Here is a 23,520-nt window from a genome sequence, read left to right as displayed (position 1 = left end):
ACTGAGGGCCTATAGCTCAGTTGGTTAGAGCAGGGGACTCATAATCCCTTGGTCGTAGGTTCGAGTCCTACTGGGCCCACCATCTTGAAAGCCGCGCACTGCGCGGCTTTGTCGTTTCTGGCGTGCCGCAATGAAACATTAGTTAGTTGTCCCGAACGGCTACGGCGAAGACCATGATTCCCAATCGCCGCCAATCCAACACGAGGGAAACTTGCTCCATGCATCAGAAGAAACGTACGCCGCGCCCTGTAATCCACCGCCTGGGCCTGCGTGCCGCAGCCGCTGCCGCAATCACCCTCGCCACCTTAAGCTGCGCTCACGCCGCCCCCGCTGACACCATCAAAGCATTCAAGCTGTGCACGGGCGCCGACAACAACTCCCACGTAATGGAAGGCACCATCGACCAGAGCATGCGCAATGATGTGACCGCCATCCACTTCAAGCAAACAGCGGCGCACTCTTCCTACAGTTGGCATAACGACCCAGAACCCCAGTACGTCATGACGCTGTCCGGCACCCTGGCGTTCGTTACCCGCGGCGGTGAGAAGTTCACGCTGCATCCGGGTGAAGTGCTGGTCGCCGAAGACAACACCGGTACAGGCCATCGCTGGAATCTGGTGGACGATCAGCCGTGGCGGCGCGGGTACGTGGTGTTGAAGCCCGGCGCACCGGATTCGTTTATCCCGAACGACCCTGCCGCTGCGAAGGTGTGCAAAGCGTCTTAGGCTTCAGAATCAGACGGGCGTCTCCTCGGCGACGCCCCTCACTTGGCAAACAACTGCCCAATATCCTTGAACGCCTTGAACTCCAGCGCATTGCCGCACGGATCAAACAGGAACAACGTCGCCTGCTCACCCACCTGACCCTTGAAGCGAATATGCGGTTCCAGCACAAACCGGGTATTCCGAGCCTGCAACCGCTCCGCCAGGGCATGCCAATCCTCCCAACTCAGCACGACACCAAAATGCGGCACCGGCACATCGTGGCCGTCTACCGCATTGGTGTGCGCCGCCTCTTGAGAAGCGGTTTTCGGATGTTCATGAATCACCAGTTGATGCCCGAAGAAATCGAAGTCGACCCAGTGATCACTGGCCCGCCCCTCCTCCAGGCCAAACACTTCACCGTAAAACTGCCGCGCAGCCGCCAAGTCGAATACCGGAATTGCCAGGTGAAAAGGAGCCAGTGCCATCAGGTCTAACCTCTATGGGTATTAAGTCCTTCCGAGTCTAGCCTTGCTGTAACCGATGGAAAGACGATAGTTTTCGCAGCGAGCTCAAATTATTTTGATCAATCGGGACGCCCATGCTGCGAGAACTGAAAACCTTTATCGCGGTTACCCGACACGGCACCTTCGCCGCAGCGGGCATGCATATCGGGCTGACACAGTCGGCGGTCAGCGCGCAGATCCGCCAGTTGGAGCAGGTACTCGGCGTGCAACTGTTCGACCGCACCGGGCGCCAGGCCACGCTGAATGCGGCGGGCATCCGCGCGCTGCCGCTGGCCAAGGAAATTCTCGAGACGTTCAATCGCATGGCTGTGCCGGTGGACGCCAATGAGTACCGTGGCGAGTTGAAAGTCGGTGCCATCACCACCGCCCAGACCGGCCTGCTACCGCAAGCCCTGGTGCGCCTGCGACATGCTGCGCCGACGGTGGAGTGTAAGTTGGTGCCGGGGGTTTCCCTGGAGCTGCTCAGCCAGGTGGACGCAGGCGAACTCGACTCGGCGATCATCATTCGCCCGCCCTTTGATTTGCCCAAGGAGCTGCACGTGCAGGTGCTGCGCAAGGAGCCGTTTGTGCTGATCGTGCCGCAAACGGTCAAGGGTGATGACCCGCTGCAACTGCTCGCCGCTCATCCCCATGTGCGCTACGACCGTGCTTCGTTTGGCGGGCGGCTGGTCAGCCGCTTTCTGCGGGATCAGCGGTTGGACGTGCAGGTTGCGCTGGAGCTGGACGAGATAGAAGCCCTCGTCAAGATGGTCGAATGCGGGCTGGGTGTTTCACTGGTTCCCCACGCCGGGCTATGGCTGGACCGATCCCCGCAGGTGCGCGTGATCCCGCTGGGCGAGCTGACCTTTTATCGGGAAATCATCCTGCTGAGCCGATACAGTCAGCGCAACCTTCCGGTGCCACAACTCTTTGCCCGGTGCCTGCTGGCGGACGTGAGCTAAGATGCCAAAAAAAGCCGCACATCCGTGCGGCTTTTTCACGCCCTATTTCTTGGGCAACGCGTAGGCAATCACGTAATCCCCGCGGTCCGGCGACTGTCGCGCGCCGCCGGCGGTGAGCACGATGTACTGGGTGCCCGTCTTGGGCGACACGTAGGTCATCGGCCCCGATTGGCTACCGACAGGCAAACGGGACTTCCAGATTTCGTTGCCGTTGCCGGTATCGAACGCGCGCAGGTAGAAGTCCTGGGTGCCGGCGAAGAACAACAGGCCAGACTGGGTCGCCAGCGACGCGCCAAGAGTCGGCATGCCAATCGGAATCGGCATGTGCATGCGGATGCCCAGCGGCCCGGTGTCTTCAACCGTACCCACCGGTACTTGCCACATCAGCTTGTGGGTTTTCAGGTCGATGGCCGACATGGTGCCAAACGGCGGTTTCTGACACGGAATACCCGCCGCCGAAAGGAAGCGCTCGCGCATGGCGCCAAACGGCGTGCCGGCCTGCGGCACCGCACCCATCTCGATGCCGCTGGCACCGGCGGCGATCTTGTCGCGCGGGATCATGTAGTTGGCCAAACCCAGGCGCATGTCGTTGACGAACATGTAGTTGGTGTTCGGGTCCACCGACACGCTGCCCCAGTTCATCCCGCCCAGCGAACCCGGGAACTGCAGCGCGCGGTCCAGGCCTGGCGGCGTATAGACGCCCTGGTGACGCATGCCCTTGAACTGGATGCGGCACATCAGTTGGTCAAACGGCGTGGCGCCCCACATGTCGGATTCGGTCAGTTGCTGATTGCCGATCGAAGGCATGTCCACCGAGAACGGTTGGGTCGGCGAATAGCGCTCGCCGGGCACATTGCCCTGCGGCACCGGACGCTCTTCGACCCGGGCGATCGGCACGCCGGTTTCGCGGTTGAGCAGGAAGATTTCACCTTGCTTGGTGACTTGAGCCAGGGCCGGCTGCACGCCGCCGTTACCATCAGGAATATCGTAGAGCAGCGGTTGCGCCGGCAGGTCGAAGTCCCACAGGTCGTGGTGAGTGGTCTGGAAGTGCCAGCGCACCTGACCGGTCTTCACGTCGATGGCGACGATGGAGGAGCTCCACTTGTCGTCATAGGCAGTACGTTCACCGGCGAAGAAGTCCGGGGTGGCGTTACCGGTGGGCAGGTAGACCAGGCCGAGCTTGGCGTCGTAGGACATGGCCGACCATACGTTCGGCGTGCCACGGGTGTAGGTCTCGCCTGCGGGCGGACGCTTGGTGGTGTTCGGGTTGCCCGGGTCCCAGGCCCACACCAGTTCGCCGCTGTGCACGTCAAAAGCGCGCACCACGCCTGGCGGTTCGCCGGTGGAGAAGTTGTCTGCCACACGGCCGCCGACGATCACCACATTGCCCGCCACCAAGGGTGTCGAGGTTTGCTGGTAATAACCGGGCTTCACTTCGCCCATGTCGGTTTTCAGGTCGACGGTGCCGTGGTCGCCGAAGTCTTCGCAAGGCGCGCCGGTCTCAGCATTGAGCGCAATCAACCGGGCATCGCCGGTCGGCAGGAACAGACGTTTCACACAGGCTTTGGCGCTGGCGGGTTGCTCGCTGACGCTGCTGTCGAAGTAACCCAAGCCCCGGCAACGCTGCCAGTTTGGGCCGCTGCCCTGGGGGTCGAATTTCCAGCGCTGGGCGCCGGTGTCGGCATCCAGGGAGAAGACTTTGCCGTAGGCGGTGCACACGTAAACGCTGTCACCGATCTGCAGCGGGGTGTTCTGGTCTTCGGCGCCGGCGCCGTTGCTCTCGGGGATGTCGCCGGTGTGGAAGGTCCAGGCCACCTGCAACTTGTCGATGTTGCCTTTGTTGATCTGGTCCAGCGCGGCAAAACGGTTGCCGGCGGTGGTGTTGCCCCAGTGGGCCCAGTCCTTTTGCTCGGTGCCAGGTGTCACCGGCGTCACCGCAGGCTCACTGCTGGCCTTGACCACGTGGGTCGGCACAAACATGTACGCCAGGGTGGCGACCACGCCCAGGCCCAGCAGCCCGGCCACACCATAGGCGCCACGCCCGGGTGTCGAGCCCGACGCACGGGCGAGCTGTGGATAAATCAGCGCGACCACCAGGCCGATGACGGCAAAGGTCAGCACCCGCGATACCAACGGCCAGTATTCCAGCCCGGTGTCCCACACCGCCCAGATCGCGGTCAGCACCAACGCCACGGCGTATAGCCATGCACCCTGAGGCCGGCGCTTGGCGATCAGCACGCCGGAGACCAGCATCGCCAGGCCCATCAGCAGGAAATACCAGCTGCCACCCAGCGCCACGAGGTAACCACCACCGCCCGCCAGGCCCAGGCCGATCAAGGCGATCAGCAGGCCCAGGCCAACCAGCAACCATCTGCTGCCGGTGGCAGCCCCAAAGTTATTCATCTCGCAAACGTCCTTCCTGTATACCCAACGAGAAATAATGTACCAAACAGTTACTTTTAACAATCTGGCACAAACTAATGTGTTCGATCAGCGGCGAAAATAAATTTCAGCTCTCGCTTGAAGTGGAATTTTATTTCCAATAATGTCCACTTCAGAATCTTTGTCGCACCAGAACAATAAAAAGGAAACTCCCATGAAGCGCCTGCTTGGCTGTGCCTGTGCCCTGCTGCTGTCCACCGCCGCCCATGCCGAATTGCGCATCGGGGTATCGGTCGGGCAGTTCGATAACTATGTGTCCTACCTGGTGCAGGCCATGCAGGACCGGGCCAAGGCCTCGCCCGATGGAGTCAAGCTGCAGGTGGAAGATTCCGCCAGCGATGTAGTCCGCCAGTTGAACCAGGTGGAAAGCTTTATCAGCCAGAAAGTCGACGCGATCATCGTCAACCCGGCCGACACCGCGGCCACCCGCAAGATCACCGAAAAAGCCAACGCCGCCGGTATCCCGCTGGTGTACATGAACAGCCGCCCAGAGGTGGAAAGCTTCCCGCCGGGCGTCGTCTTCGTCGGCACCGACGAGCGCGCCATCGGCCGGATGCAGATGGAGTACCTGGCCGAGAAGATGGGCGGCAAGGGCAACCTGGCGATCATCCTCGGGCGCCTCGCCCACAGCGATACCGGCAAGCGCACCAGCGGGGTGAAGGATGTGCTGGCCAAGTACCCCGAGATCAAAGTCGTTGAAGAGCAGTCCGGCGACTGGCAACGGGAAAAAGGCATGGACCTGATGAATGACTGGCTGACCAAGGGCCAGACCATCAACGCCGTGGCCTCCAACAACGACGAGATGGGCATCGGCGCCGCCATGGCTTTGCGCCAGACTGGCCGCCAGGACATTCTGGTAGGCGGCATCGACGGCACGCCCGACGGTTTGCAGGCGCTGAAAAAAGGCCAGTTGGCAGTGACCGTATTCCGCGACCCGGTGGCCATCGGTGCCGGCTCGGTGGACGCGGCGCTGATGCTGATCAAGCACGCCGCCCTGCAAGGCGATGTGTGGGTTCCGACCCAACTGGTTACCCCGGAAAACTACCAACAGTTCCTGCGCAACTAAGCGCGGCGCCGTCGCGAGCATCAAGGGGAACGAGCCTGTAACATGCTTGCCCATTGATGCCCGTGCCGGAGAACACCTTGTCCGCCTCTCACCCTCCCGTCCTCGATGAAATCGATCGCCAGTTGATCGCCGCTTTGCAGATCAACGCCCGCGAAAGCGTGGCCATGCTTGCCCGGCAACTCGGCATCGCGCGCACCACCGTCACCTCGCGCCTGGCACGCCTGGAAAAAACCCAGGTGATTACCGGCTATGGCGTGCGCCTCAGCCAGCGGGTGGTGGATGGTGGTTTACAGGCCTACGTGGGGATTACCGTGCAACCGCGCTCCGGCAAGGAAGTGTTGCGTCGGATCAGCGCCATGGCGCAGGTCCAGCAACTGTGTGCGGTGAGCGGTGAGTTCGACTACGTGGCCTGGTTGCGCACCGATTCGCCGGAACAGCTGGATCAACTGCTGGACCAGATCGGCAGCGTCGACGGTGTGGAGAAGACCACCACCTCGATCATCCTTAGTAACAAACTGGATCGTGGGCAACCAATCTGACCACCAACTTCGTCACTCTGACTAAAAACAATTCAATCCGACGACACATTGCGTCTTATTAACGAACGCTACGCTCCCTAGAATGGCTGCCATCTTTTCCTATACTCAGCGGGTCGCGCCCCGCCGAGTCGCCAGCAAGGTCAGCCATGAGCATTCCTTCCAGCACCATCAGCAAGCCCAACCGCCACCCTGCCACCGGTAAAAAGCCGATCACCATCTTTGGCCCGGACTTCCCGTTCGCCTTCGATGACTGGATCGAGCACCCGGCGGGTCTGGGCAGTATTCCGGCGGCCAACCACGGCGCCGAAGTGGCGATCGTCGGCGCCGGGATTGCCGGGCTGGTGGCCGCCTACGAGCTGATGAAGCTGGGCTTGAAACCGGTGGTGTATGAAGCCTCGAAAATGGGTGGCCGCCTGCGTTCCCAGGCCTTTGAAGGCGCCGAAGGCATCATCGCGGAACTCGGCGGCATGCGCTTCCCGGTGTCCTCCACTGCGTTCTATCACTACGTGGACAAGCTCGGGCTGGAGACCAAACCGTTTCCCAACCCGCTGACGCCCGCTTCCGGCAGCACGGTCATCGACCTCGAAGGCCAGACTCACTACGCACAGAAACTTGCCGACCTTCCCGCACTGTTCCAGGAAGTGGCTGACGCCTGGGCCGACGCACTGGAAGCGGGCTCGCAGTTCGCCGATATCCAGCAAGCCATCCGCGACCGTGACGTACCGCGCCTTAAAGAGCTGTGGAATACCCTGGTTCCGTTGTGGGACGACCGCACCTTCTACGACTTCGTCGCCACCTCCAAGGCGTTTGCCAAGTTGTCGTTCCATCATCGCGAAGTGTTCGGCCAGGTCGGCTTCGGCACCGGTGGCTGGGACTCGGACTTCCCCAACTCGATGCTGGAAATCTTCCGCGTGGTGATGACCAACTGCGACGATCACCAACACCTAGTGGTCGGCGGCGTCGCCCAGGTGCCCATGGGCATCTGGCGTCATGTGCCGGAACGTTGCGCTCACTGGCCCGAAGGCACCAGCCTCAGCTCCCTGCACCACGGCGCGCCGCGGGCCGGGGTCAAGCGCATTGCCCACGCGCCCGACGGCCGTTTCGCCGTCACCGACAACTACGGCGACACCCGCGAATACGCCGCGGTGCTGACCACCTGCCAGAGCTGGCTGCTGACCACCCAGATCGAGTGCGACGAAACCCTGTTCTCGCAAAAGATGTGGATGGCCCTCGACCGCACCCGCTACATGCAATCGTCGAAGACTTTCGTGATGGTCGACCGGCCATTCTGGAAGGACAAGGATCCGGAAACCGGCCGCGACTTGATGAGCATGACGCTGACCGATCGCCTGACCCGTGGCACCTATCTGTTCGACAATGGCGACGACAAGCCGGGTGTGATTTGCCTGTCCTACTCGTGGATGAGCGACGCCTTGAAAATGCTTCCGCAGCCGATCGAGAAGCGCGTGAAACTGGCCCTCGACGCGTTGAAAAAGATCTACCCGAGAGTCGACATCGCCGCGCGGATCATCGGCGACCCGATCACCGTGTCGTGGGAAGCCGACCCGCATTTCCTCGGTGCCTTCAAGGGCGCGCTGCCGGGCCACTATCGCTACAACCAGCGGATGTACGCGCACTTCATGCAGAAGGACATGCCGGCTGAACAACGCGGGATTTTTATCGCCGGTGACGACGTGTCCTGGACGCCTGCCTGGGTTGAAGGCGCTGTGCAAACTTCGCTGAATGCGGTGTGGGGCATCATGACTCACTTCGGTGGCAGCACTCACCCGCAGAACCCGGGGCCGGGGGATGTGTTCGATGAAATCGGGCCGATTGCACTGCCCGAATAAGGAGTTGCCCATGCGTGTCGCCCTGTATCAATGCCCGCCTTTGCCGCTGGATGTGGCGGGCAACCTCAAGCGCCTGCATCAGTTGGCGCAAGAGGCCAACGACGCCGACCTGCTGGTGCTGCCGGAGATGTTTCTCACCGGCTATAACATCGGCATGGAAGCGGTCGGCGCGCTGGCTGAAGCCCAGGACGGCCCCTCGGCGCAGTCCATCGCCACCTTGGCGAAAAACTCAGGCGTGGCGATCCTCTACGGCTATCCGGAACGCGGCGCCGACGGGCAGATCTACAACGCCGTACAGTTGATCGACGCTAACGGCCAGCGCTTGTGCAACTACCGCAAGACGCATCTGTTTGGCGACCTCGACCACTCGATGTTCAGCGCTGGAGACGACGATTTTCCGCTGGTGGAATTGAACGGCTGGAAGCTGGGTTTCCTGATTTGCTATGACCTGGAATTCCCGGAGAACACCCGGCGCCTGGCGCTGGCCGGTGCGGAGTTGATCCTTGTACCGACCGCCAACATGGTGCCGTTCGATTTCGTCGCCGATGTCACCGTGCGGGCGCGGGCCTTTGAAAACCAGTGTTACGTGGCCTACGCCAATTACTGCGGCCAGGAGGGCGAGATCCAGTATTGCGGGCAGAGCAGCATCGCCGCGCCGGATGGCCAGCGGATCGCCCAGGCGGGTCTCGATGAAGCGTTGATTGTCGGCACCCTGGATCGACAGTTGATGGTCGACTCTCGTGCGGCCAACCGCTACCTGCTGGACCGTCGTCCGGAGCTTTACGGTGCGTTGCACAAGCACTGATCCGGCAGGTTTGCGCTAGCATAGGCACTTCCTACGTTTCGGAAGTGCTCATGCCTGCGCCGGCCCACCCTCATCACCTTCAATTGACCCTGGCCAACGGCCTGCGGGTTTCCTTGCGTCATGCACCGCGTTTGAAGCGCTGCGCGGCAGCCTTGCGCGTTGCAGCGGGCAGTCACGATGTGCCCTTGGCGTGGCCGGGGCTGGCGCATTTCCTTGAGCATCTGTTGTTCCTGGGCACCGAGCGGTTTCCTGCAAGCGAAGGGCTGATGGCCTACGTGCAGCGCCACGGTGGACAGGTCAATGCCAGCACCCGCGAACGTGCTACCGACTTTTTCTTTGAAGTACCTGTTTCGGCATTTGATGCCGCGCTGGATCGCCTTGGGGATATGCTCGCCCATCCGCGCCTGGCCCTGGAAGATCAGTTGCGCGAGCGCGAAGTGTTGCAGGCGGAGTTCATTGCCTGGTCGCAGGATGCCGTGGCGCAACAACAGCAGGCGTTACTGCAAGGCGTTGCGGCGGATCATCCGCTGCGGGCGTTTCACGCGGGCAACCGGGATAGTTTGCCGGTAGAGCGTGAGGCGTTTCAGCAGGCGTTGCGGGATTTTTATGAAGGCTTCTATCAGACCGGGCAGATGACCCTGAGCCTTGCCGGGCCTCAGCCGCTGGAGGAACTGCAATCCATCGCACAGCGATTCAGTGAAATGCTCAAGCCGGGGCAACTGCGTGCACAAGCACCAGCACCCGCCTTGATGGCTGGCAGCCATGTCACTTATCAACATGCCGATGAACACCACTGGCACCACGTGGTGACAGGCGACGCGTCGCCTGAAGCGCTGGATTTCCTGTGCTTGTGGCTCAACGCTTCGGCACCCGGCGGGCTGCTCGCCGAGTTGCAGGCGCGGCAATGGGTCAGCGCCATTCGCGCAACGGCGCTGTACCAGTTCAACGGCCAGATGCTGCTGGATATCGACTTCACTCTGGATGCCCAAGGTGCACAGCAGACGGCAGCAATCGAAGAACTGTTGCACGACTGGCTGAGCTTTTTCGCACACAGCGATTGGACAGCGCTACGGGAAGAGTACGCCCTGCTGCTCGCCCGCAGACAACAGGTCAGCGGAGCCCTGGCAATGGCCCGGCAGGAAAACGAGCCAGTCCTGTCCGACCAAGGCGCCGCGTCCCTCAAGGCCTTGCTGGACTCCCTGCACCTGCAGCCGTCCCGGCACGCCTGGCAACTGCCACCCGGCAATCCGTTCCTGCGCCCGGCCGTCAAGGAAGAGCGCCCGGGACTGATTCGTGGGCAGACCAGCGCACATCGCGGCTTGCGCACTTTCGCCCAGGATCGCTCCTGGGGACGAAAGGACCTCTCGGCGTTGAACTTCAGCCAGGCGTTGCCAGGCGACACCGACGACGGTGCGATTTACCTGCGTTGGCAACTGGATTCGCCTCTGCGCGCAGACCTTTTCCCACGGCTGCGGGAGAACGCCAGCCAGGCGGGCGTCGAATTATCCTTCGAGGCGGCTGGCAATTACTGGCAGCTGAAAATGGTCGGGCTCCATGAGCCAATGCCCGCAGTGCTGGAGGAAGTCGCTCGCTGCCTGACACAGCTCGACGAACAAGCCCAGGCACCCGCAACCGCACCGACGATGGCGATCCGGGAATTACTCAAGGCATTACCCGAGTATTACGCCGGCGTCCCACCTGTAAACCAGACTGCCGGGCAAGACCGATGGCCGACCGCTCGCTGGCAAGGGCTTGCCGTCGGACTCCCCGCCGCCTGCGAGACCGCAATCAAAAGTGCAGCGGCGAAACTGCCAGGCCATCCGGAAACGGCTGTCAGCGAATGCCCATCCATCAGCGGCCAGCATCTGTGGCACGAGGTGAGTACCGATTCCAGCGACGCGGCGTTGCTGCTGTTCTGCCCTACACCCAGCCAATCCCTGGCCGACGAGGCGTGCTGGCGTTTACTCGCCCACCTGATGCAAGCGCCGTTCTACCAGCGCCTGCGTGTCGAGCTGCAATTGGGCTACGCGGTATTCAGCGGCATCCGACAATTCAACGGACAAACCGGCCTGCTGTTCGGGGTGCAATCTCCCACCGCTTCCCTGGCGCAAATTCTGGATCACCTGCAAACGTTCCTGAAACAGCTGCCCGAATTGATCAACACCAGCGAACTGCCGGGTGATCTGGCCCGGCAATTTTCCCTCGGCGCGCTCCCCACAGCTCAAGCCGCTGAACTGCTCTGGCACGCGCACTTGGCAGGCCACCCGTCGGATTACATCCAGCAGTTGCAAGATTTCATCCAGACCCGCACCCGCAAGGATTTAATGGGAGCTGCACAGCAACTCAATGCTGCTGCAGGCGGCTGGCGTTGCCTGGCCAATGGCGCACGCCTCCCGACGCCCTGGCAGTGATCAGCCTGATCATTGCCGCTACGGTAAAAGGCTTTTTCCCACAGGACAGCGCTATCTTTCGCAGAAGTACGTAACATTCATATGCACACCTCTGAACATCTGCGCCCGGAGGTGGACTATATGTATTACTCGGTAGTAAACGTCCCATCCCTTCGTAGGAGTAAGAATATGACCTGGTCCAAACCTGCTTACACTGATCTGCGTATCGGCTTTGAAGTCACCATGTACTTTGCCAGCCGCTGATTGGCTTTGTATCGCAATGCAACGCCTCGGCTCGCCCGGGGCGTTTTTATTTTTGAGTTGTGTGTAATGGAGCGGCCATGTTTGTCCAGATTCTAGGTTCCGCCGCGGGCGGTGGTTTCCCGCAATGGAACTGCAACTGCGTGAACTGCGCGGGTTTTCGCGATGGCAGCCTGCGGGCCGAGGCGCGTACCCAATCGTCCATCGCGATTTCCGATGACGGCGTGAACTGGGTCCTGTGCAACGCCTCGCCAGACATCCGCGCCCAGCTTCAAGGGTTCGCTCCGATGCAACCCGGCCGCGCCCTGCGGGATACCGGCATCAGCGCAATCATCCTGATGGACAGCCAGATCGACCACACCACCGGCCTGCTGAGCCTGCGCGAAGGCTGCCCGCACCAGGTGTGGTGCACCGACATGGTCCATGAAGACCTGAGCACCGGTTTCCCGCTGTTCACCATGCTGACCCACTGGAACGGCGGCCTGGCCTGGAACCGCATCGAGCTGGACGCCAGCTTCACGATCCCCGCCTGCCCCAACCTGCGCTTCACGCCATTGCCTCTGCGCAGCGCGGCGCCGCCCTACTCGCCTCACCGATTCGACCCACACCCAGGCGACAACATCGGCCTGATCGTCGAAGACCTGCGCACCGGCGGCAAGCTGTTCTATGCGCCGGGCCTGGGCAAGGTCGACGGGCCGTTGCTGGAGATCATGGCCGGCAGCGATTGCCTGCTGGTGGACGGCACGATGTGGGACGACGACGAAATGCAGCGCCGTGGCGTGGGCACCCGCACCGGCCGCGAGATGGGCCACCTGGCACAAAACGGCCCCGGCGGCATGCTGGAAGTGCTGGAGCAGTTGCCCAAGCAGCGCAAGGTGCTTATCCACATCAACAACACCAACCCGATCCTGGATGAGGACTCGCCCGAGCGAGCCGAGTTGCTGCGGCGCAATGTGGAAGTGGCGTACGACGGCATGAGCATTGAATTGTAGGAGCGAGCCAAATGACTGACACACCGCTGACCACCGCCGAGTTCGAACAGGCCCTGCGGGCCAAGGGCGCCTTCTACCATATCCATCACCCGTATCACGTGGCGATGTATGAAGGCCGCGCGACCCGCGAGCAGATCCAGGGCTGGGTCGCCAACCGCTTTTATTATCAGGTGAACATTCCCCTCAAGGACGCCGCGATCCTGGCCAACTGCCCGGACCGGGAAATCCGTCGCGAGTGGATCCAGCGCCTGCTGGATCACGACGGCGCCCCTGGCGAAGACGGCGGCATCGAAGCCTGGCTGCGCCTGGGCCAGGCGGTTGGACTGGACCCGGACCAACTGCGCTCCCAGGAATTGGTACTGCCCGGCGTACGATTTGCGGTAGACGCCTACGTCAACTTCGCCCGCCGCGCCAGCTGGCAGGAAGCCGCCAGCAGTTCGCTGACTGAGCTGTTCGCCCCACAGATCCACCAATCGCGCCTCGACAGCTGGCCCCAGCATTACCCATGGATCGACCCGGCCGGCTACGAGTATTTCCGCACCCGCCTGGGCCAGGCTCGCCGGGATGTGGAGCATGGTCTGGCCATCACCCTGCAGCACTACACCACCCGCGAAGGCCAGGAGCGCATGCTGGAAATTCTCCAGTTCAAACTGGACATTCTTTGGAGCATGCTCGATGCCATGAGCATGGCTTACGAACTGAAACGCCCGCCGTATCACAGCGTGACTGATCAGCGTGTATGGCATAAGGGGATCACCCTATGAGCTTCGATCGCAGCAAAAAACCGACCTGGCGCCAGGGCTATCGCTTCCAGTACGAACCCGCGCAAAAAGGCCATGTGCTGCTGTACCCGGAAGGCATGATCAAGCTCAACGACAGCGCCGCGTTGATCGGTGGCCTGATCGATGGCGAGCGCGACGTCAGCGCGATCATCGCCGAGCTGGACCAGCAATTCCCGGGCGTACCCGAACTCGGTGAAGACATCGAGCAATTCATGGAGGTTGCCCGTGCTCAGCACTGGATCGAACTTGCCTGATCTGCCACCCAAGCCGGAAATCGGCCTGCCGCTATGGCTGCTCGCCGAGCTGACCTACCGCTGCCCGCTGCAATGCCCGTATTGCTCCAATCCGCTGGATTTCGCCGAGCAGGGCAAAGAGCTGAGCACCGAACAGTGGATCAAGGTATTTCGCGAAGCCCGGGAAATGGGCGCTGCGCAGCTGGGGTTTTCCGGCGGTGAGCCGCTGGTGCGCCAGGACCTCGCCGAACTGATCGCCGAGGCGCGCAAGCTGGGTTTCTACACCAACCTGATCACCTCCGGCATCGGCCTCACCGAGCAGAAGATCAGCGACTTCAAGAAGGCGGGCCTGGACCACATCCAGATCAGCTTCCAGGCCAGCGACGAGCAAGTGAACAACCTGCTGGCCGGCTCGAAAAAAGCCTTCGCGCAGAAACTGGAAATGGCCCGAGCGGTGAAAGCCCATGGCTACCAGATGGTGCTGAACTTCGTTACCCATCGGCACAATATCGACAAGATCGACCGCATCATCGAGCTGTGCATTGCGCTGGAAGCGGACTTTGTGGAGCTTGCCACCTGCCAGTTCTACGGCTGGGCCCAGCTCAATCGGGTCGGCCTCTTGCCGACCCAGGAACAGCTGGTGCGCGCCGAACGCATCACCAACGAATACCGCGCCAAGCTCGAAGCCGAAGGCCATCCGTGCAAGCTGATCTTTGTCACGCCGGATTACTATGAGGAGCGCCCGAAAGCCTGCATGAATGGCTGGGGCAGTATCTTTCTGACGGTGACACCGGACGGAACCGCGCTGCCGTGCCACGGCGCCCGACAGATGCCGGTGCAGTTTCCCAACGTGCGCGACCACAGCATGCAGCACATCTGGTACGACTCGTTCGGCTTCAACCGCTTTCGCGGCTATGACTGGATGCCCGAGCCATGCCGTTCATGCGACGAGAAGGAAAAGGACTTCGGTGGCTGCCGCTGCCAGGCGTTCATGCTGACCGGAGACGCCAGCAATGCGGACCCGGTGTGCAGCAAATCGGAGCATCACGGGATGATCCTCCAGGCCCGCGAGGAAGCGGAGCACGCCACCCAGACCATCGAGCAACTGGCCTTTCGCAATGAGCGCAACTCACGGCTGATCGCGAAAGGCTGAGGCCTGTTAACGTTTGGCGATGATATACACGGCGTGCACGATGCCCGGAATGTAACCGCACAAGGTCAGCAGAATATTCAGCCAGAACGCGCCGGCGAAACCCACTTGCAGGAACACACCCAGTGGCGGCAGCAGAATGGCGATGATGATGCGAATGATATCCATGGGTTCAGCTCCTGAAAATCGGCTCGTGTGAGCCGTACAAGCTAATCGACCTTGGGCGTTCGTGAGGGTTCAGTGGGATCTGGCACGGGGCCATCCTCAGGCCAGGATTTCCAAACCGTGCTTTTGCACGATGCTCAACAGCTTGAGCGCCATGCCGCCGGGCCTTTTCTCACCTGACTCCCATTGCTTCACCGTAGAGGCACTGGTGTTCAAATAACGCGCAAACACCGGTTGGCTGACGTGGCTGCGCTCGCGTAGTTGTTTGATTTGCTCAGCCGGGATTTGTGCCGGGATATCCGCAAGGCATGCCTCGTCGAACCCACGAAGAGTCGTTTTATTTATGGCGCCTATGGCATAAAGCGCTTCGGCGGATTGATGAATGGACTCAAACGCCTCACTTTTATATTTCTTGGTCATGATGTATCTCCACAAACTCCCTGAGATCCAGCATCTGCTGAATCTGTGCTTCGCTGAAACCTTCATAGGTCTTAGCCAGCGACCGAAACCAAACCAGTTCGCTTTGACTGATATTGCTTTGGTTCTGCTTGGCAAATAGCAATTGATAAACCCAGTAATGCCTACCCTTGGCCAAGACAATTGAACGATGTCGGTTCTGATTCAGACGCTTCTTCCAAACACCGCCGCGCAAATTATCGGCTTGGCCGCCAAGCATCTCGCTGAATGCCTCCCTCAATTCCGAATCACATATCCAAGCCTTGCTGGCTGCGTTGGCAAAATTCCGCGTTTTGAACAGCCTGAGCTTCATAAGGCATCCCTTCCCAAAAACATACCACCCAGTGGTATAGATTAGAAATAGAGCATGATAAAAATCTTCACGCCCAATCGGCAGTCCTTGCCGACGTCCGCTAAAAAGCCATTTTTCCCAATGATGCTCAAGCACCCTTTTCAATCCAAAAATTACGCAGACAAAAAAACGCCCCCAGCCAAAAGAATCAGGCTGGAGGCGCCGCGTATACCGCGAGACGGTTCAGGAAATAAGGGGTTAAACGGCAATGCCCTTGCGGCATTGCAGCTGTGCGGTGCGCACCCGGGAGAAGGCACGCGCCAGGCGCAGGAGCATTTCGTCGACGTTGCTTTTGCTCAACGTCAGCGCCGGGGTGAAGCGCAGGCAGTCGGGTTGTGGCGCACTCAGGATCAGTCCTTCACTGAGCGCGGCCTTTACCACGGCATCTGCAGAATCTTCCGACAGGGTCAGCCCCCACAGCAGGCCCTGGCCACGCAGTTCACCCTGGTCATAGCGGTGCGCCAGACGTGCCAGCCCTTCGCCCAGATACGCGCCGACCTCGCAGACGTGCTCAAGAAATCCATGGTTCAGCACCGTATCCAGCACTGCCACGCCAGCGGATGCCATCAGCGCATTGCCGTGGTGGGTGCCGTCCAGCTCACCGAGCTCAAAACAACACGCCTTGCCCCGTGCCAGCAACGCCGCCAGCGGCACACCGCCACCCAGGCCTTTGCCCAGGGTGATGATGTCGGCGCGCACGCCATAGTGCTGTTCGGCGAGTAAGGTGCCGCAACGGCCGGTGCCGGTTTGCACTTCATCGAGGATCAGCAGTATCCCCAGCTCGCGGCACAGGCGCTCGACGCCCTTGAGGTAATGCTCGGTCGCGGGAATTACGCCGGCATCGTTCTGGATCGGCTCCAGCATAATCGCCACGGTTTGTGCATCCACCGCCGCATGCAGTGCCGGCAGGTCGTTAAACGGTACGTGACTGAAACCCGGCAGTTGCGGCTCGAAGCGGTTTTCACTGACGGCGGCCGAAGCCGACATCGCGGCAAAGCTGCGGCCATGGCAACCGTTGCTGGCGGTGATGATGCGATAGGCACCACCGCGATGCAGCTGGCCCCATTTGCGCGCCAGCTTGATCGCCGCTTCGCAGGCTTCGGCGCCGCTGTTGAGCAGGTAGGCCTGGTCGCTGCCGGTGCGATGGCACAGGCGGTCGGCGAGGTTCAGTTGACCGCGGTTGTGCAGGCCGTGGCCGGGATTGATCAGTGACTGGGCCTGATCGGCCAATGCCTTGGCCAATACCTGCGGGCTGTGGCCCAGACTGTTGGCGCCGCCGCCCTGATTGAAGTCGAGATAGGCGCGGTCTTCGCTGTCCCACAGCCAGGAACCCTGGCCGCGCACGAACACCTGGGGCGGCCGGGCCACGCTGGGCATCAAGCAGTCGCTGGAAAGGTCGTCGCGCAGTGTCGGGGTTTTCGCGTCGAGAATCAGATCATCCAGACTGGGGACCGGGCGACGCAGGTTGAACAGGTTCATGGATGAACCCCGCTGGCAATCACACCTTGGTCGATATCACCGAGCAACCCATGACCGAGGTTTTTTGCCCTGCCTATGCAAACGCCGTCAACATAAACACTACTCATCGCACTTTCCGGCCCTGTAAGCCCTGTGAATAGGCGCTAGACTAGGCGTCTCGGGGGCACTCGGCCATTTCGATTTTCCAGCTTTTTCGATAAGCGTTACTTATGGATTTCAAGCAACTGCGTTATTTCGTCGCGGTGTATGAAGAAGGCCACGTCGGGCGGGCTGCAGAGCGCCTGTCGATCTCCCAACCGGCCTTGTCGCAGCAGATTCGCCAGCTCGAGCAGAACCTCGATGTGAGCCTGTTCGAACGCAGCAGCAAGCGCCTGCTGCCGACCCTCGCGGCCCACACTTTGTACAACCATGCCCTGCCCCTGCTCGACGGCATGCAGCATGCCGTAGAAGCGCTGCGCAACTTCAAGGGCCAGGCGTTGCGCACCTTGGCCATCGGTGTGCTGCAAACCGTGCACACCAGCCTGGTGCCGCAGATGCTCGAACGGGTGCGCAAGGCCCAGCCGCATCTGGTGGTGCAGATCTACGAGTTGACCGGCATGGAAATCGAACGCCGGCTGCTCAACGGCTCCCTCGACATCGGCATCAGCTACCTGCCGCCGCGCCAGCCGGGATTGCACGGCGTGCTGCTGTACGAAGATGAACTGAAGGTGGTCATCCCGTCTGATCACCCGCTGCGGGAATTCAAGAAAGTCTCCTTGAAGCAAGCGGCTGAGTTGCCGATGTTGCTGCTGGGGGAAGAGTTTCAAGTGCGCCAGATATGGCAAGGTCAACTGGCCAACCTGGGCCGGCGCCCGCAAGTGCAGGCAGAGTTGAATACGATGGTGGGGATTCTCGACAGCCTGCCCCACACCAAGCTCGCGACAGTGCTGCCCGGGCGGTCGCAGGACGAACACAACAGCAAGGCGTTGCTGTGGAAACCGTTGAGCGAACCACGGGTGCCGTTGAAAGTGGGGTTGGTGTGCCGGGATGTGCAGCGTCAGCAGGCGACGCTGGAATTGTTGCGCACGCTGCTGGAAGACGTGATGAACGCGCCTGTCTGACTTTTTCGCAGGCAAAAGAAAACCCCGCCGAAGCGGGGCTTTGCAGACTGTTTCCCTGACATCCATTTCACTCCGCCTTCCTGGCAGAATCCTACGTGTCCGTGTTGTTGCTTTGCGCTTCCTGCGCGACGTCCATGTGAAGTAGATTATCCGTGGATCCAATATGGCGATAGAGGACGATTAGCAGCACGTCATGTAAGAGAATGCTTACACGCCCTCCTGGCCCTTAGAACTGGGCCTCATCCAGCAAAAACAGCGATTCGCTACCGGCTTTTACCGAAGCACTCAGTGACGCGATCCGTGGCAACAAGCGGGCAAAGTAGAAACGTGCGGTGCCCAGTTTGCTGGCGTAGAAGTCTTCCTGGGCCTCTTTGCCCAAGGCTGCCTTGGCCATCAGGGCCCACATGTAGGCATAGGCCATGTAGCCGAAGGCATGCAGGTACTCCACCGACGCCGCGCCGATTTCATTCGGGTTGGACTTGGCGCGGTCCAGCAGCCAGGCGGTCAGCTCGTCCAGGTCATCCACCGCCGCGTCCAGCGGCTTGGTGAACTCGGCCAGTTCGGATCCAGCAGTGCGGGTGAAATGGCGGATCTCGTCGGCGAACAGCTGGTAGAACGCCCCGCCGCTGCCGACGATCTTGCGTCCCACCAGGTCCAGGGCCTGAATGCCGTTGGTGCCTTCGTAGATCTGGGTGATGCGCACATCACGCACCAGTTGCTCCTGGCCCCACTCGCGAATGTAGCCATGGCCGCCGAAAATCTGCTGGCCGTGTACGGTGGTTTCCAGGCCCAGGTCGGTCAGGAACGCCTTGGCAACCGGGGTCAGCAGGGCCACCAGGTCGTCCGCGCGTTTGCGGGCGGTGGCGTCTTCGCTGAACTTGGCGGTATCCAACTGCATCGCGACGTAGGTAGAGAATGCGCGGCCACCTTCGTTCGAGGCTTTCATGGTCAGCAGCATGCGCCGCACGTCCGGGTGGACGATGATCGGGTCGGCCACTTTGTCCTTGGCTTTCGGACCGGTTGGCGAACGGCTTTGCAGGCGGTCGCGGGCATATTCGATAGCGTTCTGATAAGAGCGCTCGCCGGAGGCCAGGCCCTGAATGCCAACGCCCAGGCGCTCGTAGTTCATCATGGTGAACATCGCCGCCAGGCCACGGTTGGGCTCGCCCACCAGGTAACCCACCGCTTCGTCGAAGTTCATCACGCAGGTCGCGGAGGCCTGGATACCCATCTTGTGTTCGATGGAGCCACAGGTCACCGGGTTGCGCGCGCCCAGGCTGCCATCGGCATTGACCATGAACTTGGGCACCAGGAACAGCGAGATCCCTTTGGGACCCGCCGGCGCGTCCGGCAGCTTGGCCAGCACCAGGTGGATAATGTTGTCGGTGAGGTCGTGCTCGCCACCGGTGATGAAGATCTTGGTACCACTGACCTTGTAGGAACCGTCTGCCTGAGGCTCAGCCTTGGTGCGGATAATCCCCAGGTCGGTGCCCGCATGGGGCTCGGTCAGACACATGGAACCGGCCCACACGCCGGAGTACATATTCGGCAGGTAAGTGGCTTTGAGTTCTTCGCTGGCGTGGGTGTTGATCGACACGCAGGCGCCGGAGGTCAGCATCGGGTACAGGCCGAAGGCCAGGCCCGAGGAGTTGATCATCTCTTCAACCTGGGCCGACACCGCCTTGGGCATGCCCATGCCACCGTAGGCCGGATCGCCACCGACACCTACCCAACCGCCTTCGGCGTAGGTTGTGTAGGCGGCCTTGAAGCCCGCCGGGGTGAAGACCGCGCCATTCTCCCAGCGGCAGCCTTCTTCGTCGCCGCCGCGGCTGAGCGGGGCGACGGTCTTGGAGGTGACTTTGCCGGCTTCTTCGAGGATTGCCTCAACGGTCTCTGCGTCGACGGTCTCCGCCAGCGCGGGCAGTTGGGCCCAGAGTTTGGCGACCTCAAAAACTTCGTTGAGGACGAAGCGCATATCGCGCAGCGGCGCTTTGTAGTCAGCCATGGCAAACCTCGTGAGAACTTTAACGTTATTCGGGTGGGGTCGGTTTTACAGACCCCGAGTGTAACCGAACAACTTTTGTGACACATAGGGTCTGCTTGTGACCAACAAGTATTTTACGGTCATTAAAGCGCAAACAGCTCCGCCGGCAGACTCATCAGGCATTCGCTGCCCGCCTCTACGGCCGCCCGATGGGCTGCCGTGCGTGGCAGCAGGCGCTTGAAATAGAACTCGCAGGTGGCCAGCTTGCCTCGGGCGTAATCGGCATCACCGCTGCCGCTTTCCAACTGTTCTTGTGCCACCAGCGCCATGCGCAACCACAGGTAAGCGAGGATTATGTAACCGCTGTACATCAGGTAATCCAGCGCGGCAGCACCGACTTCGTCGGGATTTTTCATGGCGGCCATGCCGACCTTCATCGTCAGGTCGCCCCACTGCTGATTCAACTCGTTGAGCTGAGCCACATGGGCCCTGAGCTGTGGATGTTCGGCGTTGGCTGCGCAGAATTTGTGGACGATTTTGGTAAAGCCCCGCAACAGCTTGCCCTGGCTGCCGAGCACCTTGCGCCCCAGCAAATCCAAAGCCTGAATCCCGTTGGTGCCCTCATAGATCGGCGCAATCCGGCAATCGCGCACCAACTGCTCCATGCCCCATTCACGAATAAAGCCATGACCACCGAATACCTGCATGCCATGGTTGGTCACCTCCAGCCCGGTTTCGGTCATGAAGGCCTTGCAGATCGGCGTAAGGAACGCCAGCAGGTCTTCGGCTTCCTGGCGTTGGCCTTCGTCGCTGCTCAGGTGCGCCGTATCGAGCAACTGTGCGGAGAAATAGGTCAACGCCCGGTTACCTTCGTTGAAGGCCTTCATGGTCAACAGCATGCGCCGTACGTCGGGGTGCACGATGATCGGGTCAGCCGCCTTTTCGGGTGCCTTGGCACCGGTCAGCGAGCGCATCTGCAAGCGGTCGTTGGCGTACTTGATCGCGCCCTGGAAACTTGCCTCACCCAGGCAAAGGCCCTGCATGCCGGTGCCCAGCCGCGCATGGTTCATCATGGTGAACATGCAATTGAGACCCTTGTTTGCCTCACCGATCAGGAAGCCCCGGGCGCCGTCGAAGTTCAGCACACAGGTGGCCGAAGCCTTGATGCCCATCTTGTGCTCGATGGAACCACAGCTCACCTCGTTGCGCTCACCTGAGTCGGCGTGGAACTTGGGCACGATAAACAGCGAAATCCCCTTGGTCCCGGCCGGCGCATCCGGCAGCTTGGCCAACACCAGGTGGATGATGTTTTCACTCATGTCGTGCTCGCCGGCCGAGATGAAAATCTTGCTGCCGGTGACCGCATAGCTGCCGTCAGCCTGAGGCACGGCGCGGGTCTTGATCAGCCCCAGGTCAGTGCCGCAATGGGCTTCGGTCAGGCACATGGTGCCGGTCCACTGGCCTGCCGTGAGCTTGCTCAGGTAGGTGTTTTTCTGTTCTTCGGTGCCGTGGGCATGGATCGCCGACATCGCGCCGTGGGTCAGGCCCGGGTACATGCCCCAGGACGTGTTGCTGGAGGCAATCATCTCGGCCAGCATCAGGCCCAGGGACAGCGGCAAACCTTGCCCGCCGTAGGCCGGGTCTGCCGCCAGACCGTGCCAGCCGCCCTCCACGTACTGGGCGAAGGCTTCCTTGAAGCCCTTGGGCGTGGTCACCATACCGTTGTCGAAATGGCAGCCTTCTTCATCACCGGAGCGGTTCAACGGCGACAGCACGTTTTCGCAGAACCTGGCGCCTTCTTCGAGGATCGCGCCGACCATGTCCGGGCTGGCGTCGTTCGCCCCGAGTGCCGCGTAGTGGCCGTGGAAATCAAAGACGTGATCGATCAGAAAGCGCATGTCGCGCAGGGGAGCTTTGTAGTCAGGCATGGCAATGTCTCCGGCAGCAGATGCCTTCAACCTACTGCCGCAGGGCCCGCCGGACAATCATTGTAGGGCCGCTGAATACAGCGCCATCACTCAACCGGCAGCGCTTTCCCGTACCGCGCCCCGGCGGGTTTGCCCGGAGGCCACCACGCAGTTACGCCCGGCGCCCTTGGCGCTGTAAAGCGCCTGGTCGGCAGACTTGAGCACCTCTTCAGGGCTGCGCTGCTCGGCCTGGCGCTCGGCCACGCCGATGCTGACGGTCACCGACACGCTGGACGCTCCACTGCCCGTGCGACGCTGGCGACCTTGCTGGTCGTCCTGGGGACGGTCCAGGTTACGCAGCTTGATGTCGTAGTTGGCGATGATTTCGCGGATCTCTTCCAGGTGCGGCAGGCATTCATCCAGGGTCTTGCCGGCAAACACCACGGCAAACTCTTCACCGCCGTAGCGGTAGGCCCGGCCACCGCCATTGACCTTGGACAGCTTGCTGGCCACCAGGCGCAGTACCTGATCGCCCACATCATGGCCGTGGGTATCGTTGAAGCGTTTGAAGTGATCGACGTCGCTCATGGCCAGTACGTAGTTGCGCCCCAGGCGCTGCATGCGCTCGTTGAGCGCGCGGCGGCCGGGCAGCCCGGTCAGCTCATCACGGAAGGCCATTTGATAGGCCTCGTGGGCCACACCGGCAGCAATCATCAGCATCACCTGGCTGCACATGATGTTCAGGGTAAACGGCAGGATGAACGTTTGCGGCAACATCCAGAACAACCCAAGCAGCCCCACCAGTTGCGCGGCGTGCAGCGGCCTGGGCTGGTACCAGTACTGCGCGGCCAGGGTGACAAAGCCGATCAGGAACATCGGATACGACAGCTGGATCAGGCTCATCCAACGGCCATGCAAGGCAGGCCAGCGAATCTCGGCGAGCCAGCTCAACAAGGCCTGTGGGAAACTTTGTTCAAGGGCGAGCGCCACGCAGCCCACCGCAAACAGCACCGCGCACCGTGCGACAAAGTCGCGAAACAGGTGGGTTTTTTCCTGCCAGAGCGCATAGATGCTGAACAGCAGCGGCAACAACAGGCAACACAGATGGAAGACCACGGCGGCGTCTTCACGAACACGGCCGTGGTCGCGGTAGTAATCGGTCTGGGTGTCCAGCAGGAAATAGACGACGTACACCGTGATCATCAGGAACAGCTCGCGCTGCCTGCGGTAGACCGCGCAGTACGAGCCGCCCAACAGCAAAACCAGGGTTGGCAGCACGTTGAACAGTGAAGTGAAGAACACATTGAGATCCTTCACGTACGCAGCCGACAGCCCCGCCAGCAACAACAGCAGTGAAGGTAAAAAATGACTGAAACGTACAGCAGACGCGCGAGACAA

The 23,520-nt window shown here is 61.1% G+C and carries 22 protein-coding genes and 1 tRNA gene; 14 read left to right on the top strand and 9 right to left on the bottom strand.

The window, feature by feature from the left end; translation table 11 throughout:
- The first annotated feature begins 5 nt into the window (after positions 1–5).
- Positions 6–82 (top strand) — tRNA-Ile (locus HX875_RS11190).
- 136 nt (positions 83–218) lie between these two features.
- Positions 219–725 (top strand): hypothetical protein, encoded by a 507-nt coding sequence (locus HX875_RS11185; protein ID WP_177043242.1) that lies wholly within the window; start codon positions 219–221, stop codon positions 723–725.
- A gap of 38 nt (positions 726–763) precedes the next feature.
- On the opposite strand, the gene HX875_RS11180 is transcribed toward HX875_RS11185, so the two are convergent.
- The gene (locus HX875_RS11180) at positions 764–1,189 is read right to left on the bottom strand and encodes a VOC family protein (RefSeq protein ID WP_177043241.1); all 426 of its coding nucleotides are present in this window, start codon (positions 1,187–1,189) and stop codon (positions 764–766) included.
- Positions 1,190–1,302: 113 nt separating this feature from the next.
- On the opposite strand from HX875_RS11180, the gene HX875_RS11175 reads away from it, so the two are divergent.
- Complete coding sequence (locus tag HX875_RS11175) at positions 1,303–2,169, top strand: LysR family transcriptional regulator (protein ID WP_177043240.1); 867 nt, start codon at positions 1,303–1,305, stop codon at positions 2,167–2,169.
- A 42-nt stretch (positions 2,170–2,211) separates the two neighbouring features.
- Here the strand turns inward: HX875_RS11175 and HX875_RS11170 are convergent, their stop codons facing one another.
- Entirely contained in the window at positions 2,212–4,572 is a 2,361-nt protein-coding gene (locus HX875_RS11170) for a glucose/quinate/shikimate family membrane-bound PQQ-dependent dehydrogenase (RefSeq protein WP_177043239.1), read from the bottom strand.
- A gap of 193 nt (positions 4,573–4,765) precedes the next feature.
- Here HX875_RS11170 and HX875_RS11165 point away from each other — a divergent pair, with 193 nt between their 5' ends.
- From HX875_RS11165 to pqqE, 10 genes are all read left to right on the top strand, one after another.
- Positions 4,766–5,677, top strand: coding sequence for a sugar ABC transporter substrate-binding protein (locus HX875_RS11165; RefSeq protein ID WP_177043238.1), 912 nt, complete (start codon positions 4,766–4,768; stop codon positions 5,675–5,677).
- A gap of 56 nt (positions 5,678–5,733) precedes the next feature.
- Complete coding sequence (locus HX875_RS11160) at positions 5,734–6,216, top strand: Lrp/AsnC family transcriptional regulator (RefSeq protein ID WP_177043237.1); 483 nt, start codon at positions 5,734–5,736, stop codon at positions 6,214–6,216.
- Positions 6,217–6,383: 167 nt separating this feature from the next.
- Positions 6,384–8,066 carry a flavin monoamine oxidase family protein gene (locus HX875_RS11155; RefSeq protein WP_177043278.1) on the top strand — a complete coding sequence of 561 codons (1,683 nt, stop codon included), beginning with the start codon at positions 6,384–6,386 and terminating at the stop codon, positions 8,064–8,066.
- Positions 8,067–8,076: 10 nt separating this feature from the next.
- On the top strand, positions 8,077–8,871 hold the full coding sequence (locus HX875_RS11150) for a carbon-nitrogen hydrolase family protein (RefSeq protein ID WP_177043236.1): 795 nt from the start codon (positions 8,077–8,079) through the stop codon (positions 8,869–8,871).
- Between the two features lie 50 nt (positions 8,872–8,921).
- Positions 8,922–11,282, top strand: coding sequence for a pyrroloquinoline quinone biosynthesis protein PqqF (gene pqqF, locus HX875_RS11145; RefSeq protein WP_177043235.1), 2,361 nt, complete (start codon positions 8,922–8,924; stop codon positions 11,280–11,282).
- Between the two features lie 168 nt (positions 11,283–11,450).
- Complete coding sequence (pqqA, locus tag HX875_RS11140) at positions 11,451–11,525, top strand: pyrroloquinoline quinone precursor peptide PqqA (RefSeq protein WP_003194766.1); 75 nt, start codon at positions 11,451–11,453, stop codon at positions 11,523–11,525.
- 77 nt (positions 11,526–11,602) lie between these two features.
- Positions 11,603–12,514 (top strand): pyrroloquinoline quinone biosynthesis protein PqqB, encoded by a 912-nt coding sequence (gene pqqB, locus HX875_RS11135; RefSeq protein ID WP_010167410.1) that lies wholly within the window; start codon positions 11,603–11,605, stop codon positions 12,512–12,514.
- A gap of 11 nt (positions 12,515–12,525) precedes the next feature.
- Positions 12,526–13,278, top strand: coding sequence for a pyrroloquinoline-quinone synthase PqqC (gene pqqC / locus HX875_RS11130; protein WP_003211042.1), 753 nt, complete (start codon positions 12,526–12,528; stop codon positions 13,276–13,278).
- Entirely contained in the window at positions 13,275–13,550 is a 276-nt protein-coding gene (pqqD, locus tag HX875_RS11125; protein WP_177043234.1) for a pyrroloquinoline quinone biosynthesis peptide chaperone PqqD, read from the top strand. Before pqqC ends, pqqD begins: the two co-directional genes overlap by 4 nt.
- Positions 13,543–14,682: a pyrroloquinoline quinone biosynthesis protein PqqE gene (gene pqqE / locus HX875_RS11120; RefSeq protein WP_177043233.1), complete on the top strand. Its 1,140-nt coding sequence runs from the start codon at positions 13,543–13,545 to the stop codon at positions 14,680–14,682. Before pqqD ends, pqqE begins: the two co-directional genes overlap by 8 nt.
- A 6-nt stretch (positions 14,683–14,688) precedes the next feature.
- On the opposite strand, the gene HX875_RS11115 is transcribed toward pqqE, so the two are convergent.
- The 4 genes from HX875_RS11115 to HX875_RS11100 form a co-directional block, all read right to left on the bottom strand.
- A complete protein-coding gene (locus tag HX875_RS11115) occupies positions 14,689–14,847 on the bottom strand; it encodes a YqaE/Pmp3 family membrane protein (protein WP_003211049.1) in 159 nt (52 codons plus the stop codon).
- Positions 14,848–14,943: 96 nt separating this feature from the next.
- Positions 14,944–15,264 (bottom strand): helix-turn-helix domain-containing protein, encoded by a 321-nt coding sequence (locus tag HX875_RS11110; RefSeq protein ID WP_177043232.1) that lies wholly within the window; start codon positions 15,262–15,264, stop codon positions 14,944–14,946.
- On the bottom strand, positions 15,248–15,613 hold the full coding sequence (locus HX875_RS11105) for a type II toxin-antitoxin system RelE/ParE family toxin (RefSeq protein ID WP_177043231.1): 366 nt from the start codon (positions 15,611–15,613) through the stop codon (positions 15,248–15,250). Before HX875_RS11105 ends, HX875_RS11110 begins: the two co-directional genes overlap by 17 nt.
- Before the next feature lie 237 nt (positions 15,614–15,850).
- Complete coding sequence (locus HX875_RS11100) at positions 15,851–17,131, bottom strand: aspartate aminotransferase family protein (protein WP_177043230.1); 1,281 nt, start codon at positions 17,129–17,131, stop codon at positions 15,851–15,853.
- Between the two features lie 209 nt (positions 17,132–17,340).
- Here HX875_RS11100 and HX875_RS11095 point away from each other — a divergent pair, with 209 nt between their 5' ends.
- On the top strand, positions 17,341–18,231 hold the full coding sequence (locus tag HX875_RS11095) for a LysR family transcriptional regulator (protein ID WP_177043229.1): 891 nt from the start codon (positions 17,341–17,343) through the stop codon (positions 18,229–18,231).
- Between the two features lie 226 nt (positions 18,232–18,457).
- Here the strand turns inward: HX875_RS11095 and HX875_RS11090 are convergent, their stop codons facing one another.
- From HX875_RS11090 to HX875_RS11080, 3 genes are all read right to left on the bottom strand, one after another.
- Positions 18,458–20,236, bottom strand: a complete 1,779-nt coding sequence (locus HX875_RS11090) for an acyl-CoA dehydrogenase C-terminal domain-containing protein (RefSeq protein WP_177043228.1) — start codon at positions 20,234–20,236, stop codon at positions 18,458–18,460.
- Positions 20,237–20,358: 122 nt separating this feature from the next.
- Positions 20,359–22,143, bottom strand: a complete 1,785-nt coding sequence (locus HX875_RS11085; protein ID WP_177043227.1) for an acyl-CoA dehydrogenase C-terminal domain-containing protein — start codon at positions 22,141–22,143, stop codon at positions 20,359–20,361.
- Positions 22,144–22,233: 90 nt separating this feature from the next.
- The gene (locus tag HX875_RS11080) at positions 22,234–23,520 is read right to left on the bottom strand and encodes a GGDEF domain-containing protein (protein ID WP_177043226.1); all 1,287 of its coding nucleotides are present in this window, start codon (positions 23,518–23,520) and stop codon (positions 22,234–22,236) included.

It is taken from the genome of Pseudomonas yamanorum (assembly GCF_013386765.1).
GTDB lineage: Bacteria > Pseudomonadota > Gammaproteobacteria > Pseudomonadales > Pseudomonadaceae > Aquipseudomonas > Aquipseudomonas yamanorum_A.
The sequence above is the reverse complement of the archived record's forward strand: the minus strand, read 5'-3'. Positions and strand labels throughout refer to the sequence as shown.